Raw genomic sequence first — 16,571 nt, 5'->3', positions numbered from 1 at the left:
GGCCGGCATCAGGAGGGGCGCCCTTCGGGGCGCCCCTTTCCCGTCGGTCCGCGGGTGCGTCAGTCCAGATAGCCGCGCAGCTGGTCCGCGAAGGCGTGGTCGCGCAGCTTGTTGAGGGTCTTGGACTCGATCTGCCGGATCCGTTCACGGGTCACCCCGAAGATCCGCCCGATCTCCTCCAGGGTGCGCGGCCGCCCGTCGGCGAGTCCGTAGCGGAGCTGGACGACCTTGCGCTCCCGCTCCCCGAGGGTCGAGAGCACCGCTTCGAGGTGCTCGCGGAGCAGGAAGAACGCGGCCGATTCGACCGGGGAGGCGGCGTCCCCGTCCTCGATGAGGTCGCCGAGCGCGACGTCGTCCTCCTCGCCCACGGGTGCGTGCAGCGAGACCGGTTCCTGCGCGAGGCGCAGCACCTCCAGGACCCGCTCGGGGGTCAGCTCCAGGTGGACGGCGACCTCTTCGGCGGTGGGTTCGTACCCCCGCTCCTGGAGCATGCGGCGCTGGACGCGCACGACGCGGTTGATCAGCTCCACGACGTGGACGGGGACCCGGATGGTGCGGGCCTGGTCGGCCAGCGCCCGCGACATGGCCTGGCGGATCCACCAGGTGGCGTAGGTGGAGAACTTGTAGCCGCGGGCGTAGTCGAACTTCTCGACGGCGCGGATCAGTCCGAGGTTCCCCTCCTGGACCAGGTCGAGCATGGTCAGTCCGCGGCCGACGTAGCGCTTGGCCACGGAGACGACGAGCCGCAGGTTCGACTCGATGAGGCGGCGTTTGGCCATGCGGCCCATGACGACCAGCTTGTCGAGGTCGAGGGTGAGCTGCAGGTCGAGCGGGGCTCCGCTGCCGAGCTTCTCCTCCGCGAACAGTCCCGCTTCCACGCGCCGCGCGAGCTCGACCTCCTCGACGGCGGTGAGCAGCGGGATCCTGCCTATCTCGCGCAGGTACTGCCGGAAGAGGTCGGCGGACGGCCCCGCTCCGCCGGAGCCTTCCGCCGGGCGCTTGCGCGGCGTGGGCACCTTCTCCAGCAGCTCCGGGCCCTCGAACTCCTCGGGCTCTTCGGCCTCCTCCTCGTGCATGGCGTCGACCTCGGCCTCGGGCTCGGGCTCTTCGGCCGCGGGCACTTCGGCGGGCGGGCTGACGGTGACGGTCAAGCTCTGGGTCTGCACGGGGGCGACCTCCACAGGGCTCCGAGGACGGGTGCACCGCACCTCAGTGTGGGGTACGACACATCGCTGCCACGAGGGGCGTGCGACCACTTTCTGGGTCCGGTGCGTGACCCATGGTTACCCCCGGACCAGAATCCCGATGCGGATCGGACGCATGTCCGAGAGGATCGTGGTCATGTCTGTGTACGAGACCCACGTCACCGTGCGCTGCCCGGATCCGGAGGAGCTGGCGCGGCTCGAATCGTGGTCGGTGGAGCGGGAGTTGAAGGTGACGCACATCGTGCTGGCCCGGGGCCGGATGGCCTCGCAGCCGATGCTGACGCTGCCCGACCGCGACGGGCACGAGGTGCTCGTGCCCCGGCTGCGCGCGGCCGGCTTCGATCCCGTCCGGGTCAAGGTGGAGACGGTCCCGTGGACCACGGAGCCTCCGGGACCGGGCGGCGGCTACTTCGAGCACCACGTGAAGCTGCGGCTGCCCGCCGACCACGACCGGGCCGCCCTGGAGTCCCTGGTGGTCCCGCACACGGCGCACGTGTCGTGGAACGCCCGCCGGGTCCTGCCCGGCGGGCGGCAGGAACGCTTCGTGACCCAGCGGTCGCGGGGGACGGCGCAGGAGGCGGCCGCGGCGTGCGATGGGCTGGTCGCGGCCCTGATGGACGCCGGGTACGAAATCCGCTCCCAGGAGCGGGAGTTCGTTCTGTACGACAGCGACCTGTCGGTGGACGACGGGTGGATCGGGGAGGGGGACGCGCGATGAGCGGCCAAGAGTGGAAGCCGTCGATTCCGGGCGGTCCGGACGATCCCGCGGAGCCGGCGGCGGAGCGGTTGCGACGGATGGCCGAGCCGCCCCGGACCCTGAGGACGGGCGACAGGGGCGACTCGGCCGCAGTGGCCTTCGACCCCGCCCTCAAGCACTTCTCCGAGGCGTACCGGCCCCTGGACCCGCAGTTCTCGGAGCCTGCGGCACGAAGGGCCTGGCTGTCGGCCCGACGAGCGGCGATGGACGTGGCGTTGCGCGCGGTCGGGGCCTCGGGCGACGCCGATTCGCTGGTGCTGCGCGGCAGTGTGCTGATGTCCCAGTGGTTCGGGGAGATCGCACGGGAGCCGCACGACCTGGACTTCGTCGTGGTCCCCGCGGACTGGATGATCGAGGAGGACCGCACCAGGCGCATGCTGGACGCGATCACGGCCGGGGCGGAGCGGCTGGCCCCGTACAGCGGCCTGGTGATGCCGGCGTCGGACGCGGTCTCCGAGTACATCTGGACGTACGAACGCGTTCCGGGGCGCAGGCTGGTCCTCCCCTGGTCCGCTCCGGGGATGCAGGGCGGTCAGGTCCAGCTCGACTTCGTCTTCAACGAGCCCCTGCCGGTCGCGCCCGAGCCCGTGGTCTTGGCGGGGGTGCCGCTCTTGGGTGCCACCCCGGAGCTGTCCCTCGCCTGGAAGCTGGTGTGGCTGGCCGGGGACATGTACCCGCAGGGCAAGGACCTCTACGACGCGGTCCTGCTGGCGGAGAGCTGCGCGCTGCCGTACCCGCTGCTGGCGGAGGTGTTCCGGCTCTCCGGCGAATTCGAGGTCGGCGGCGGGCAACAGCCGCCCGTCGCAGAGGTCTTCGAGGGGTTCGCCCAGACGGACTGGGCCACGTTCCACAAGGAGTACCCGGGGATCCCCGGCTCCGCCGAGTCCTACGCGGACCGCCTGCTGAAGGCCCTGGAGCCCACCTTCGCCGGGGCCCCGGAAGGGCAGGCCTAGGCCGGTTCCACCCGGACCGCGCAGACCTTGAACTCCGGCATCCGGGACACCGGGTCCAGCGCCGGGTTGGTCAGGGTGTTGGCGCGGCCCTCGCCGGGCCAGTGGAAGGGCATGAAGACGGTGTCCGCGCGGATGGTGTCCGTGATGCGGGCCGGGGCGACCGCGCGGCCGCGGCGGGAGGTGACCGCGAGGGGTTCTCCGTCGACCGCGCCGATCCGGGCCGCGAGGCGGGGGTGGAGTTCCACGAAGGGGCCGGGGGCGGCTGCGTTGAGCTCGTCCACCCGGCGGGTCTGCGCGCCCGACTGGTACTGGGCGACGACCCGGCCGGTGGTGAGGAGGAGCGGGTACTCGGCGTCGGGGACCTCGGCGGCCTCGCGGTGGGTGACGGGCACGAAGCGGGCCCGGCCGTCCTCGGTGGCGAAGCGGTCCAGGAAGAGCCGGGGGGTGCCGGGGTGGGGCTCCGGCACCGGACCGGGCTCCGCCGCCGCCTCCGGGTGGGCCTCCCCCGATGCGGGCTCCCCCGCCCGTGAGGGAGCGGGGCAGGGCCAGAAGACGCCCTGTTCCGCTTCGATGCGGGCGTACGTGATGCCCGAGTAGTCCGCCGGTCCCCCCGCCGAGGCGCGCCGGAGCTCCTCGAAGACCTCCTCGGGGTCGGTCGGGAAGGCCTTCGGCATGCCGAGGCGGGTGGCCAGGCCGTGCAGGACCTCCAGGTCGGAGCGGACCCCCGGCGGCGGGGTCAGGGCCCGGCGGCGGAGCAGGACGCGGCCCTCCAGGTTGGTGGTGGTGCCGGTCTCCTCCGCCCACTGGGTGACGGGGAGGACCACGTCGGCCAGGGCCGCCGTCTCGGACAGGACCACGTCGGCGACGGCCAGGAAGTCCAGGGAGCGGATGCGTTCCTCGATGTGGGCGGCGCGAGGAGCCGAGACCACCGGGTTGGAGCCCATCAGGAGGAGGGCCTTGACCTCCGAGCCGAGCGCGTCGAGGAGTTCGTACGCGCTGCGGCCGGGGCCGGGGAGGCTGTCGGGGTCGACGCCCCAGACCCCGGCGACGTGGGCCCGCGCCGCCGGGTCGACCAGCTTGCGGTATCCGGGGAGCTGGTCGGCCTTCTGACCGTGTTCGCGGCCGCCCTGGCCGTTGCCCTGCCCGGTGAGGCAGCCGTAGCCGGAGAGCGGGCGGCCGGCCCGGCCGGTGGCGAGGCAGAGGTTGATCCAGGCCCCGACGGTGTCGGTGCCCTTGGACTGCTGCTCGGGGCCGCGTGCGGTGAGCACCATCGCGGATTCGGGGGCGCAGAACAGGGAGACCGCCTCGCGGAGTTTGGGGACGGGCACGCCGGTGATGCGCTCCACGAGCTCCGGCCAGTGCGCCATGGCGGCCGCGCGGGCCTCCTCCCAGCCGCTGGTGCGCGCGGCGATGAACTCCTCGTCCGTGTGTCCGCCCGCCACCACCAGGTGCAGCAGGCCGAGCGCCAGCGCCAGGTCCGTGCCGGGGCGCGGGGCCAGGTGCAGGTCGGCCTGTTCGGCGGTGCGCGTACGGCGCGGGTCCACGACGATCAGCGTGCCGCCGTTCTCGCGGAGTTCCCGGAAGAAGCGCAGGGCGGGCGGCATGGTGTCGGCGGGGTTGGAACCGACGAGGATGACGCAGCCGGTCCGGGGGATGTCCTCCAGCGGGAAGGGCAGCCCCCGGTCGAGCCCGAAGGCCCGCTGGTGCGCGGCGGCGGCCGAGGACATGCAGAACCGGCCGTTGTAGTCGATCTGCGAGGTCCGCAGGGCGATGCGGGCGAACTTCCCGAGGGCGTACGCCTTCTCGTTGGTCAGCCCGCCCCCGCCGAACACCCCGACCGCGTCGGCCCCGTACGACCGCCGCGTGCGGGCGAGTCCCTCGGCGACGGCGTCGAGGGCCTCCTCCCAGGTGGCCGGCTCCAGCCGCCCGGCGTGGGTGCGGACGAGCGGCTCGGTGAGGCGCACCCGGGAGGAGAGCACGGCGGGGGCGGTACGGCCCTTGCCGCACAGCGCGCCCCGGTTCACGGGAAAGTCGGCCCGCTCCTCCACCACCACTCCGCCCGCTCCGCCCGGTCCGGGGCGGAGGTTCATCCCGCACTGCAGCGCGCAGTACGGGCAGTGGGTGGCGGTGGCGGAGTCCGAGGTGTGCATGCAGCCCAGCGTGCGTCGGCGGTGTTACGCGGGCCGCCGCCTCCCGTTACAAGTCCGCGTGCTCCACCTCAGCACGCCCCGGCGGCTCCGGTGAGGCCCTGCGCATCGGAGGCCGGTCGGGGATCCCCGCGTACACGATCCGGCCGTCGGCGACGCGGATCCGGTTCACTGGCCCGTCAGGTACTTCACCGTGAGGCCGGCCGTCCAGCCGCCGTCGACCGCGAGCTCGGCGCCGGTCATGTAGCCCGCGGCGTCCGAGAGGAGGAAGGCGACGGCGGCGGCGATCTCCTCGGGGAGGCCGACGCGGCCGAGGGGGGTGCCGGGGTAGTTGCCCTCGCCCGCCCGGATGCCGACCGGCGCGGTCATCGGGGTGAGCGTCATGCCGGGGTGGACGGAGTTGACGCGGATCCGGGATTCCGCGAGCTCGACCGCGCCGATCTTCGACAGTCCGCGCACGCCCCACTTGGAGGCTCCGTAGCCGGCTGTCAGGGCGAGGCCGGTGAGGCCGGCGGCGGAGGAGATGTTGACGATGGAGCCGCCGCCGTTCTCGCGCATCAGCGGTATCGCGGCCTTGATGCCGATGAAGACGCCGACGAGGTTGATCTCGACGACCTTGCGGAAGTGCTCGACGCTCTCGTGCTCCAGGAACTGGCCGGAGGCGATGCCGGCGTTGTTGACCAGCCCGTCGATGCGACCGAACTCGGCGCGGGCGAAGGCGAGGGCCGCGTCCCAGTCGGATTCGCTGGTCACGTCGTGGCGCAGGAAGCGCGCCGCGTCGCCGAGCTTGGCCGCCGTCTCGGCGCACTCGGCCTCCAGGACGTCGGTGATCAGCACCTTGCCGCCGCCGTCGACGACGGCCTGGGCGGCGGCCGCGCCGAGGCCGCGGGCCCCACCGGTGATGACGACGACCTTGCCGCTGAGATCCACTACAGCCACGGTTCCACACCCCTGACGCACACGAAGGACAGACGGACAGCCGGGCGCTCTGCGGGCCGGATAGCCCTAAGAGCTATATGACTAATCGGCATAGGCCGATTGCGACGTCAGTCTGCCAGAGAGGCCAGCGCCCGCGACACCCCCTCCTCCTTCGGCCCCAGGAACCGCGGCTCCGGCTCGAAGACCGCGTCCAGTGCCGCCTTGCCCGCCGCGAAGACCTCGCGGGCCCCGCCGTAGTACCAGGTCGCGTCGTGCACGTCGGACACCCCGACCCCGTAGGAGTCCACGCCCGCGGCCCGGCACAGCGCGACGGCCCGGCGGATGTGGAAGCCCTGGCTGATCAGTACGGCCCGGTGCACGCCGAAGACCTCCCGGGCCCGCACGCAGGAGTCCCACGAGTCGAAGCCCGCGTAGTCGCTGACGACACGGGCGTCGGGCACGCCGTGGCCCGTCAGGTACGCGCGCATCGCGTCGGGCTCGTCGTAATCGGTACGGCTGTTGTCGCCGGTGACCAGGACGACCTTGACCTTCCCCGCGCGGTAGAGCTCGACCGCGGCGTCGAGGCGGCGCGCGAGGTACGGGGTGGGCCGGCCGTTCCACAGCCCGGCGCCGAAGACCACGGCCACCTCGGCGGCCGGCGCGTCGGCGGTGGTCCGCAGCCGGGGCCCGGCGGACGCGTGCGTCCACGCCGAGGGCAGCAGGGTCAGCACGCAGCCCGCCATCACCAGCTGCACGGCCCGCCGCCGGGCCCGTACGGTCCGGGGCACCCCGACCCGTACCGCCTTCAGCCGCCCCCACGCCGCCCCCTGCAGACCTCGTAGGCCTCGTAGGCCTCGTACCCCTGCGCGCCTCAATGCGATCCCCTTGTCGGTCCTGCTGGTGGTCCTGTGGTCCGGTGGTCCTGTTGGTGCCGGTCCCGTCGTCTACGGACGCGTGTACGGTCCCCGCGGTTTCCCGCCGAGGCTCAGGGCGGGCGTCGCACCACGGCGTACGCCGCTCCCCTCCCCGGCGCCGGCAGCAGGCAGCAGGCAGGAAGGAAGGAGACCCACGCCACCGCGCCCACCACCGGGTGCGGGTGTCCGTACAGGGCCGGCAGGTGAACCCGCCCAGGTGCCCCCGTATCCCCCGCCCCTCCCCCGCCGGCCGCCGTGCGGGGGCCGGTTCACGGCACAGGGAAGCACGGCCCGACCCACCCCCTGCGTCCACCCCCTTGTGAGCAGGTGGAAAACACCCGTCACGCCCGCGCAACGCACCGGCAACCTGCCGCGCGCAGGATCGGTTCATGACGGAGCCGGCGCACCCTCCCGAGTCCCTGCCCCCTCTTCCGCCTCTCCCGCCTCTCCCGCCTCTCCCGCCTCCCCCGCCTCCCCCGCCCCTGCCGCCCGCGACCACGGCGGAGCTGCTGACCCGGATCACCGCCCAGCTCGGTACGCAGCTCAGCGGTCTGCGCCCCCGACACCACGCAGGAGTCCTCCCATGCAGCAGCCCGCCCTCGTCGCCGTGGCCCACGGCAGCCGCGATCCGCGCGCCCTCCACACCGTCGAAGCCCTGCTCGAACGGGTCCGCGAGCTCCGCCCCCGCCTCGACGTCCGGCTCGGTCACATCGAGCTGAACCACCCGCTGCTGGACGACACCCTCGACGGGGCCTCCGGAGCCGCCGTCCTGGTGCCGCTGCTGCTCGGCCGCGGGACCCACGTCAAGCGGGACCTGCCGGCCGCCGCCGCCCGCGCCGGGCACCTGCGGACCCGCGTCGCCGCCCCGCTCGGCCCGCATCCGCTGCTCGTCGAGGCCCTGTACGAGCGGCTCGTGGAGGCCGGCTGGAGCGCCGGGTCGGCGGTGGTGCTGGCCGCCGCCGGGTCCCGCGACCCCGACTCCGCCACCGACGTGCGGGCCAGCGCCGACCTGCTCTCGGAACGGCTCGGCGGGGTGCCCGTGGTGGCCGCCTACGCCTCGGGCGCCGCGCCCGGAGTGCCCGGCGCCGTACGAGCCCTGGCCGCGCGCGGCCTCCACCGGGTCGCGGTCGCCTCCTACTTCACCGCCCCGGGCCGTTTCGCCACCGCGACCGCCGCCGCCGCGCCGGGTCCGGCCGCCGCCCCGCTGGGCGCCCATCCGGCGCTGGCCCGGCTGGTGCTGCAGCGCTACGACGACGCCGCCGCCGCGCTCGCGGCGCCCGTGGCGCGGGAGCAGCCGCTCGAACTGGCCACCGCGTAGCGGCCCGGTTGGTTCCCCCTCGCACCGATTGCTCCTCTTGACTCGTCTTGTCGGCCCGTGCGGTTACCGTTTGACCATGGAAGGCATGGAAGGCACCACCGCACCTGTCCGACCCGGCCTCGACCTGCCCGGTGAGCCGTACGATCCCGCCGATACCGAGCGCTGGGCCACCGAGCCCGACAAACGGCCCGGGCGGACCGCCTTCCAGCGCGACCGCGCCCGCGTACTGCACTCCGCCGCCCTGCGCCGACTCGCCGGGAAGACCCAGGTGGTGACCCCGGGGACCCGTTCGTACGACTGGGACGCGAGTCCTCGTACGCGGCTGACGCACTCCCTCGAATGCGCCCAGGTCGGCCGCGAGCTCGGTGCCGCGCTCGGCTGCGATCCCGATCTGGTCGAAGCCGCCTGCCTGTCGCACGACATGGGGCACCCTCCCTTCGGCCACAACGGCGAGGAAGCGCTCAACGAGTTCGCCAAGGACTGCGGCGGCTTCGAGGGCAACGCGCAGTCGCTGCGCCTGCTGACCCGGCTGGAGCCCAAGCGGTTCGTCCCCGATCCGCAGACCGGCACGCTGGTCAGCGTCGGGCTCAACCTCACCCGGGCCTGCCTGGACGCCGCCACCAAGTACCCCTGGGCGCGCGGGGACCACCCCACGGACCCGGGCTCGGTGAAGTTCGGCGCCTACGAGGACGACCTGCCGGTCTTCGCGTGGCTGCGCCGCGGCGCGCCCGCGGACCGCAAGTGCTTCGAGGCGCAGGTCATGGACTGGTCGGACGACGTGGCGTACTCCGTCCACGATTTCGAGGACGGCCTGCACGCCGGCCACCTCGACCCGAACATGCTGTTCGCCGAGCCCGAGCGCGCCGAGATCTGGCGGGTGGCCATCGGCCGGTACGTGCCCTCCGACACCGAGCCGGAGGAGCTCCGCGAGGCCCTGGACCGCTTGATGGAACAGGAGTGGTGGCCGCACGGGTACGACGGCTCGGCCGTGGCCCAGGCCCGGCTGAAGGACGCGACCAGCCAGCTGATCGGCCGATTCTGCCTGGCCGCCGAGGGCGCCACCCGGCAGGCGTACGGGACCGGCCGGCTGACCCGGTACGCGGCGGAGCTGGTGGTGCCGCGCGAGGCCCGCAACGAGTGCGCGGTGCTGAAGGCGGTGGCCGACCTGTACGTCATGCAGCGCGACGAGCAGGAGCGGATCCGCGCCGATCAGCGCATCGTCCTGGCCGAACTCGCGGAGGCCGTCAGCGCCCGCGCACCCGAGGGTCTGGACCCGCAGTTCCGCGCGATCTTCGACGAGGCTCCGGACGACCGGGCCAGGAAGCGGGCGGTCGTGGACCAGATCGCGGCCCTCACGGACGCCTCCGCGCGCTCCCTGCACGCCCGCCTCACCCAGCGCGCGCGACGCGCCGAAGGGTGAGCCGATCGGGCCATTCCCCCTTCACGCGGCAGGCTCGGTGCGGGACGCTCGCATGTGGCCGCATGTGACGCAGAGGTTATGAGGAGGCATCAGGTGGTCGACGCACACCGGACGTTCGTCATCGTCGGCGCAGGACTCGCCGGGGCTAAGGCGGCCGAAACGCTGAGGTCCGAAGGGTTCACGGGGCGGGTGATCCTGATCGGAGACGAGCGCGAGCACCCCTACGAGCGGCCCCCGCTCTCCAAGGGGTACCTGGCGGGCAAGGAGGAGCGCGAGAGCGTCTTCGTGCACGAGCCGTCCTGGTACGCGGCCTCCGACATCGAGCTGCACCTCGGCCAGCCCGCGGTCCACCTCGACCGGGAGGCCAAGAAGGTGGTCCTCGGCGACGGTACGGCGCTGCCGTACGACAAGCTGCTGCTCGCCACCGGCGCCGAACCGCGCCGGCTCGACATCCCGGGCACCGAGCTGGTCGGGGTGCACCACCTGCGCCGGCTCTCGCACGCGGAGCGGCTGCGGGGAGCCCTGGCGGGCCTGGGCCGGGACAACGGACACCTGCTGATCGCGGGCGCCGGCTGGATCGGTCTGGAGGTCGCCGCGGCGGCCCGCGGGTACGGGGCCGAGGTCACCGTGATCGAGCCGGCGCCGACCCCGCTGCACGCGGTGCTCGGTCCGGAGGTCGGCCGGCTCTTCGCCGACCTGCACACCGAGCACGGGGTGCGCTTCCACTTCGGGTCCCATCTGACGGAGATCGTCGGGCACGACGGCATGGTGCTGGCGGCCCGTACGGACGACGGGGAGGAACACCCGGCGCACGCGGTCCTCGCGGCGATCGGGGCGGCCCCGCGGACCGCGCTGGCCGAGACCTCGGGCCTGGCCCTGGTCGACCGGGAGCACGGGGGCGGGATCGCCGTGGACGCCTCGCTGCGCACCTCGGACCCGGACGTGTTCGCGGTCGGCGACGTGGCGGCCGCGCACCACCCGGTGCTGGGGACCCGGCTGCGGGTGGAGCACTGGGCGAACGCGCTCAACGGAGGTCCGGCCGCCGCGCGGGCGATGCTGGGGCAGGAGGTCTCGTACGACCGGGTGCCGTACTTCTTCTCCGACCAGTACGACGTGGGTCTGGAGTACTCGGGGTACGCCCCGGTGGGCGGCTACGACCAGGTGCTGATCCGCGGGGACGCGGGCAAGCGGGAGTTCATCGCCTTCTGGCTCTCGGACGGCCGGGTCCTGGCCGGGATGAACGTGAACGTGTGGGACGTCACGGAGGACATCCAGGCCCTGATCAGGTCGAAGGCGCCCGTGGACCGGGAGAAACTGGCGGATCCATCGATTCCGCTTTCGGTGCTGGTTCCGGCGGAAGGGGCCTGACGGGATTGTCCGCGCCCGGCCGTAGACTGGCGCGGTGGCAGGACGGATCAACGACGACGACGTGAAGGCGGTACGGGACGCGGTCCCGATCGACGCCGTGGTCTCGGAGTACCTCCAGCTGCGCAACGCGGGCGGCGGCAACCTCAAGGGCCTCTGCCCCTTCCACGACGAGAAGTCCCCGTCCTTCCAGGTCAGCCCCAGCAAGGGCTTCTACCACTGCTTCGGCTGCCAGGCGGGCGGGGACACCCTCGACTTCGTCATGAAGATCGACCACCTCTCCTTCTCGGAGGCGGTGGAGCGGCTCGCCGGCCTGGCCGGCATCACCCTGCGGTACGAAGAGGGCGGCTACACCGCCGGCACCAGCGGACGCGGCGAGCGGATCCGGCTGGTCGAGGCGCACAAGGCCGCGGCCGAGTTCTACATGGACCAGCTCGGCAGCGCCGAAGCGGAGATCGGCCGCAAGTTCCTGGCCGAGCGCGGCTTCGACCAGGCCGCCGCCCAGCACTTCAGCGTCGGCTACAGCCCGGCCGGCTGGGACCACCTGACCCGCTTCCTGCGCGGCAAGGGCTTCAGCGACAAGGAACTGATCACCTCGGGCCTGGCCCAGGACAGCCGCAGCGGAAAGCCCATCGACCGCTTCCGCGGCCGACTGATGTGGCCCATCCGCGACATCAGCGGCGAGGTCGTCGGCTTCGGCGCGCGCAAGCTGCGCGAGGACGACAACGGCCCCAAGTACCTGAACACCCCCGAGACGGCGATCTACAAGAAGTCCCAGGTGCTGTACGGCATCGACCTGGCCAAGAAGGAGATCGCCAAGACCTCCCGGGCCGTCGTGGTCGAGGGCTACACCGACGTCATGGCCTGCCACCTGGCCGGGGTCACCACCGCGATCGCCACCTGCGGCACCGCCTTCGGCGGAGACCACATCAAGATCCTGCGCCGGCTGCTCATGGACAACGCGACCGCCGAGGTCATCTTCACCTTCGACGGGGACGCGGCCGGGCAGAAGGCCGCGCTGCGGGCCTTCGAGGACGACCAGAAGTTCGCCGCGGAAACCTCCATCACCATCGCCCCGGGCGGCATGGACCCGTGCGACCTGCGTCTGGCCAAGGGCGACGCGGCCGTATCGGGGCTGGTCGAGGCCCGCACCCCGCTGTTCGAGTTCGCGCTGAAGCACATCGTGGCCCGGCACAACCTGGAGAACCCGGCGGGGCGGGCGGCCGCGCTGGAGGAAGCCGCCCCGATCATCAAGAAGATCAAGAACGTCGCGATCCAGCACGAGTCGGCGGTCCAGCTGGCGGGCATGCTCGGCATGCGCGACGAGCAGTTCGTGGTCAAGCGGATCGCCCAGCTCGACCGCTGGGCCCGGGAGCGCGGCAACCAGCCCCAGCAGCAGCGCCGGGGCCACGCCGGCCCGTCCGCCCGCTCCGGCCACGCGTACGAGGACATCCCGGCGCCGTCCGCGACCCCCTCGGGACCCGCGCTGAACCTGCGCAGCCCCGCCCACATCACCGAGCGCGAACTGCTCAAGCTGGCGCTCCAGCGCCCCGCCCTGGTGTCCCCCGCCTTCGACGCGTACGGGATGGACGAGTTCACCGCCCCGCCCTACGCGGCCGTGCGCCAGGCCATCATGGACGCGGGCGGCGCTTCGCTCGGCACCGAGGACTATCTGACCCGGGTCCGGGACGCCGCGCCGAACGACACCGTCCGCGCGCTGGTCACCGAGCTCGTCGTCGAGGCCATCCACGCGAAGACCGTGGACGAGGTCTACGCCGGGGTCCAGCTGGTCCAGGTCCGCCTCCGCGCGGTCGACCGCCGGGTCCACGAGATCCAGGGCACTCTGGCCCGCCTCGGCCACCAGGACGCACCGGAGCAGCTGGCGGCGGTCCAGGAGGAGCTGTGGGTGCTGCAGCAGTACGGCCGGCGCCTGCGCAACCGCGGCGCGGAAGGCCTCTGACCCGTCTCCTACGGGTCGGGGGAGGCGGGGCCGCCCGGGACGAGGCAGCCTAGCGGCGCAGCCAGTCGCCGCCCGGGATCCGGGTGCCGGCCCGGGCCAGGTGGTGGGCCAGGGGCGGGGCGGCCAGGTAGACCCAGGCGCGGACCGGGGTGCCGTCGGGGCGCAGGGCCTCGCGTGCGGTGCGGTCGTAGATGTTGGCGGGGTGCCCGGGGCCCGCGTACTCCTCCAGGAGGTCGAGCGCCACGAGGAGTTCCCCGTAGGCCCCGGGGACGGGGGTGATCAGCTCTCCGGCTATGGCGGAGCCGGGGCGGTCCACGGCGTACGGGTAGCCGGGGCCCTCGTACAGGGCCGCGTCCGGGAGGCGGGCGGGCTCCTCGGCTGCCGTGCGGCCGCGCAGGAACAGGTCGTGGTTGACCTCGCCGGGGCGCAGGGTCCCGTAGACGAAGAACGGGAGCTCCTCCCCCTGCGGAACCGTTCCTCTGCCGTGGCCTTCCGGCCGATCGGCCGATGTCATGCGTGCCTCCTTCGATTCGAACCGAGCTGCTCACCGGACTCCCGCCGGCCTCGGGCCGACCTCGGACCGACCTCGGGCCGACCTCGGGCCCGGGCCGAAAGTCCCGACTTCGGCCGCGGGAGCCCACCTACGCACCGCTGTTACACGACCGTCCGGTCCCCGTGACCGACGCCGCCTACCGTCAGTCTGCCTCCCCGCCCCCCCGACCTCCCCGGCCACCTCCCCCTACCCGACGGTTCCGCTCTCCATGACTCGAACGACCCGCCGCGTCCTCGCCGCGACCGCCCTGCTCTGCATGGGCCTCGGCGGCTGCGCCGCGCCCGGAGGGCTCGGGCACGGCGAGGTCGTGCCGCCCGTGTCCGCCCAGCCCCAGCCGAAGCCGCTGTGGCCCTCGTGGACCGAGTCCCCGAGCTCCGGCGGTACGGCGGTGGCCGGCCGGGTCCCGCCGCCGAAGCCGCTCGACGGCGCCCCGGCCGTGGGGCCGCAGGGGATCGAGAAGGTCGACGTGATGGCCGTGGTCCGTGCTGACAAGGCGATGAAGCGTTTCGCCGACGGGAAGACGATCGAGGGTCCGGGCAAGGCCGGCATCCGGCCGGCCCGGTTCGCGGACCTGACGGGCGACGGGAATCCCGAGCTGATCGTCGCCGCCGACGCCCAGACCGGGCGTTCGGTGCTGAGCGTCTACACGGCGGTCGGCGGGAGGATCGTTCCGATCCTGTTCACCAGCGGCCGGCGGCTCAGGGCCGAGACCATCGGCACCGACCTGCTGGTCCGCACCACCGACGAGGACGGATCCGAGCACGACATCCGCTACCACTGGGACGGCCGGCGGATGATCGTCCTCAGCGACGAGCACAAGTTCGGCAACGCCATCTCCGGCCGGGGCTCCGCCGAGTGCCCGGCCCCCCGGCCGACCGGCTCCGAAGCACCCGCCCCCGCGAAGCAGGCGGGCCCGTGAAGCGCTCCCTGCTCCGCTGCCGCCGCCTCCTGCACTCCCTCGGCCTGCGCTGGAAGATCTCCGTCCTGCTCGCCGTCGGCTGCTCGCTCGTCGCGCTCACCATCGGCATCCTGATCCACGAGGCCCGCGCGAACCAGGTGGCCGACGCGGCGCGCAAGAGCGCCCTCGCGCAACTCATTCGGGTGCGGCAGGTGTACGAACTCACGGGCCAGCTGGACTTCGACAAGGTCGGGGAGGCCGACGCGCGCCTCGACTGCCCGACCCTGCCGGAACCGCTGCGCCAGGCCGCCCTCGCCGGGCAGCGCACCACCTACCTCGACCTGCACGGCCCGCACCCGGCGGTGTGGGCCGCCCGGCCGGTCGGCAGCGGCCAAGTGCTCTCCGTACGCCAGCCGCTGGCGGAGGAGCAGGCGGAACTGTCGGAACTGGACCAGAAGTTGATGGCCTTCGGGGTCGTCGTCGTCACGCTCGCGGCGATCGGCGGAGCGGCGCTGGCCAGCCGGCTGAGCAAGGACCTGCGGTCCGCGGCCGAGACCGCCCGGCGGATCAGCACGGGCGAACTGGACGCGCGGATAGGCCCGTCGGGCGTACCCGGGACGCGGAACGAGGTGGCCGAACTGTCCGCGGCGGTCGACACGATGGCGGCGAGCCTGCAGCGGCGGCTGGTGGCGGAGCAGCGGTTCACCGCGGACGTGGCGCACGAGCTGCGGACCCCGCTGACCGGACTGCACACCGCCGCCGAACTGCTCCCCCCGGGACGGCCCACGGAGCTGGTGCGCGACCGGGTCGCGGCCCTGTGCAGCCTGACGGAGGACCTCCTGGAGGTGGCCCGGCTGGACGGGGACCGGGAGGTGGCCCAATTGGAGGTCCACCTCCTGGGACCGCTGGTGGAAGCGGGCGTCCGGCGTGCGGGGGTGGAGGCGCGGATCCTGGGCGCCGACGACGGCACGGCCCGCGTCCGCACGGACGTCCGGCGGCTGGAGCGGATCCTGACGAACCTGCTGGTCAACGCCCGCAGGCACGGCGGTGACCCGATCACCGTGACGGTCGCCGGGAACACGGTCACCGTCCGGGACCACGGGCCGGGCTTCCCGGAGACCCTGCTGCGGGACGGGCCGCAGCGGTTCCTGACGGGCGCGACCGAACGCGGCCGGGGCACCGGCCTGGGGCTGACCATCGCCCTGGGGCAGGCCCAGGTCATCGGCGCCCGGATCGCCCTCACGAACCCCGCCCCCACCGGCGCCGCGGCCACCCTCACCCTCCCCCCGGCCTGACCGGCACCACCCCGGTGCCACCGTCACCCGGACGGGGTGGGGCCCCACGAATACCCCCGCACCGCGTCCCACCTGCGACAACGCCCTCGCCGCCCCACCCGCCGCCACCGATCTGACACCGCATCAGCAGGCGGCCGCCCCCGCTCCCGGGTTACCTCGGAAACACGACCCCGTGTCCACAGGGAGACCCCCATGCGCCGACGCACCGCCCACGTGCTCACCGCCACCGCGCTGACCGCCGCCGCGTTCACCGGCCCGGTGGCCGGCGCGGTCGCCGCCGCGGACCTGGGCATCACGGGCTTCGGCATGACGGGCTTCGCCGCCGGCGACTTCGCCCCGCTGGAGGTCTGGCCCAAGTCCGCCGCCCCCGGCACCACCGTCACGGTCAACACGAAGGCCTGCGGTCCCGGCAGCCACGCCGAGGGCGACGCCACCACCGTCGGGGGCGGCCGCTTCAAGCTGGTCCCGGGCACCCACAAGGAGGTGGTCGTGGGGCAGTTCCAGGTCGCCCACGGAACCCACCCCGGCACCCACTCGATCGGCGCCACCTGCGCGAACGGCAAGTTCGCCACCGGCGACCTGATCGTCACCGAGCACGAGCGGGCCCCCCAGGGCCACGTGCGCACCGGGGTGGGCGGTGGCACGACCACCACCACCGACCCCGCCAAGATCGCGGCGGGAGCGGCAGTGCTGGCCGCCACCGCCGTCGGCGGTACCTGGTTCCTGCGTCGCCGGGCGAGCGGCACGCGGAACTGACGGACGCCCACCGCGGCTCCGGCCGCGGTCCGACCGGTACCGTCCCCCGTCGCCCGCCCCGCGAGGTCCCCCCCGGTCGCGGGGCCGGGCGGCGGCCAGTCACCACGGTCGC

General features: G+C 73.6%; 13 protein-coding genes and 1 pseudogene. 9 read left to right on the top strand and 5 right to left on the bottom strand.

Annotated elements, in window-relative coordinates:
* Positions 1-59: 59 nt before the first annotated feature.
* Positions 60-1,166, bottom strand: a complete 1,107-nt coding sequence (locus ABZY57_RS06805) for an RNA polymerase sigma factor (RefSeq protein WP_356508862.1) — start codon at positions 1,164-1,166, stop codon at positions 60-62.
* Between the two features lie 175 nt (positions 1,167-1,341).
* Here ABZY57_RS06805 and ABZY57_RS06800 point away from each other — a divergent pair, with 175 nt between their 5' ends.
* The gene (locus tag ABZY57_RS06800; protein WP_356508859.1) at positions 1,342-1,923 is read left to right on the top strand and encodes a hypothetical protein; all 582 of its coding nucleotides are present in this window, start codon (positions 1,342-1,344) and stop codon (positions 1,921-1,923) included.
* The gene (locus ABZY57_RS06795; RefSeq protein ID WP_356508857.1) at positions 1,920-2,915 is read left to right on the top strand and encodes a nucleotidyl transferase AbiEii/AbiGii toxin family protein; all 996 of its coding nucleotides are present in this window, start codon (positions 1,920-1,922) and stop codon (positions 2,913-2,915) included. Before ABZY57_RS06800 ends, ABZY57_RS06795 begins: the two co-directional genes overlap by 4 nt.
* Here the strand turns inward: ABZY57_RS06795 and ABZY57_RS06790 are convergent.
* From ABZY57_RS06790 to ABZY57_RS06780, 3 genes are all read right to left on the bottom strand, one after another.
* Positions 2,912-5,065 carry a molybdopterin oxidoreductase family protein gene (locus tag ABZY57_RS06790; protein WP_356508855.1) on the bottom strand — a complete coding sequence of 718 codons (2,154 nt, stop codon included), beginning with the start codon at positions 5,063-5,065 and terminating at the stop codon, positions 2,912-2,914. The two genes, ABZY57_RS06795 and ABZY57_RS06790, sit on opposite strands and share 4 nt — an antisense overlap.
* Positions 5,066-5,230: 165 nt before the next feature.
* Complete coding sequence (locus ABZY57_RS06785; protein WP_356508853.1) at positions 5,231-6,001, bottom strand: glucose 1-dehydrogenase; 771 nt, start codon at positions 5,999-6,001, stop codon at positions 5,231-5,233.
* Positions 6,002-6,108: 107 nt separating this feature from the next.
* On the bottom strand, positions 6,109-6,723 hold the full coding sequence (locus tag ABZY57_RS06780) for an ElyC/SanA/YdcF family protein (protein WP_356508977.1): 615 nt from the start codon (positions 6,721-6,723) through the stop codon (positions 6,109-6,111).
* Positions 6,724-7,376: 653 nt separating this feature from the next.
* Between ABZY57_RS06780 and ABZY57_RS06775 the strand changes: the two are divergent.
* The 4 genes and pseudogenes from ABZY57_RS06775 (at position 7,377) to dnaG (ending at position 12,957) form a co-directional block, all read left to right on the top strand.
* A pseudogene (locus ABZY57_RS06775) lies at positions 7,377-8,212 on the top strand (sirohydrochlorin chelatase).
* A gap of 76 nt (positions 8,213-8,288) precedes the next feature.
* Positions 8,289-9,632, top strand: coding sequence for a deoxyguanosinetriphosphate triphosphohydrolase (locus tag ABZY57_RS06770; RefSeq protein WP_356508851.1), 1,344 nt, complete (start codon positions 8,289-8,291; stop codon positions 9,630-9,632).
* Between the two features lie 93 nt (positions 9,633-9,725).
* The gene (locus ABZY57_RS06765) at positions 9,726-11,000 is read left to right on the top strand and encodes an FAD-dependent oxidoreductase (protein ID WP_356508849.1); all 1,275 of its coding nucleotides are present in this window, start codon (positions 9,726-9,728) and stop codon (positions 10,998-11,000) included.
* A 34-nt stretch (positions 11,001-11,034) separates the two neighbouring features.
* The gene (dnaG, locus tag ABZY57_RS06760) at positions 11,035-12,957 is read left to right on the top strand and encodes a DNA primase (RefSeq protein WP_356508847.1); all 1,923 of its coding nucleotides are present in this window, start codon (positions 11,035-11,037) and stop codon (positions 12,955-12,957) included.
* 49 nt (positions 12,958-13,006) lie between these two features.
* Here the strand turns inward: dnaG and ABZY57_RS06755 are convergent, their stop codons facing one another.
* Positions 13,007-13,471 (bottom strand): gamma-glutamylcyclotransferase family protein, encoded by a 465-nt coding sequence (locus tag ABZY57_RS06755; RefSeq protein WP_356508845.1) that lies wholly within the window; start codon positions 13,469-13,471, stop codon positions 13,007-13,009.
* A 247-nt stretch (positions 13,472-13,718) separates the two neighbouring features.
* Between ABZY57_RS06755 and ABZY57_RS06750 the strand changes: the two genes are divergently transcribed.
* From ABZY57_RS06750 to ABZY57_RS06740, 3 genes are all read left to right on the top strand, one after another.
* Positions 13,719-14,429, top strand: a complete 711-nt coding sequence (locus ABZY57_RS06750; protein ID WP_356508843.1) for a hypothetical protein — start codon at positions 13,719-13,721, stop codon at positions 14,427-14,429.
* A complete protein-coding gene (locus ABZY57_RS06745) occupies positions 14,426-15,703 on the top strand; it encodes a HAMP domain-containing sensor histidine kinase (protein WP_356508841.1) in 1,278 nt (425 codons plus the stop codon). The genes ABZY57_RS06750 and ABZY57_RS06745 overlap by 4 nt, the downstream gene beginning before the upstream one ends.
* A 192-nt stretch (positions 15,704-15,895) precedes the next feature.
* Entirely contained in the window at positions 15,896-16,459 is a 564-nt protein-coding gene (locus ABZY57_RS06740) for a hypothetical protein (protein WP_356508840.1), read from the top strand.
* Positions 16,460-16,571: the final 112 nt, after the last annotated feature.

It is taken from the genome of Streptomyces sp. NPDC006450 (assembly GCF_040612195.1).
Classification (GTDB): Bacteria; Actinomycetota; Actinomycetes; order Streptomycetales; family Streptomycetaceae; genus Streptomyces.
Note: the sequence above shows the minus strand (reverse complement) of the source record. Positions and strands in the feature narration are given on the sequence as shown.

Bases quoted from the DNA above. Each gene is read 5' to 3' on its own strand.
- ABZY57_RS06750 (WP_356508843.1), top strand. From the start codon at position 13,719: ATGACTCGAACGACCCGCCGCGTCCTCGCCGCGACCGCCCTGCTCTGC.
- ABZY57_RS06790 (WP_356508855.1), bottom strand. From the start codon at position 5,065: ATGCACACCTCGGACTCCGCCACCGCCACCCACTGCCCGTACTGCGCG.
- ABZY57_RS06780 (WP_356508977.1), bottom strand. From the start codon at position 6,723: ATGGCGGGCTGCGTGCTGACCCTGCTGCCCTCGGCGTGGACGCACGCG.
- ABZY57_RS06755 (WP_356508845.1), bottom strand. From the start codon at position 13,471: ATGACATCGGCCGATCGGCCGGAAGGCCACGGCAGAGGAACGGTTCCG.
- ABZY57_RS06800 (WP_356508859.1), top strand. From the start codon at position 1,342: ATGTCTGTGTACGAGACCCACGTCACCGTGCGCTGCCCGGATCCGGAG.
- ABZY57_RS06795 (WP_356508857.1), top strand. From the start codon at position 1,920: ATGAGCGGCCAAGAGTGGAAGCCGTCGATTCCGGGCGGTCCGGACGAT.
- ABZY57_RS06740 (WP_356508840.1), top strand. From the start codon at position 15,896: ATGCGCCGACGCACCGCCCACGTGCTCACCGCCACCGCGCTGACCGCC.
- ABZY57_RS06770 (WP_356508851.1), top strand. From the start codon at position 8,289: ATGGAAGGCATGGAAGGCACCACCGCACCTGTCCGACCCGGCCTCGAC.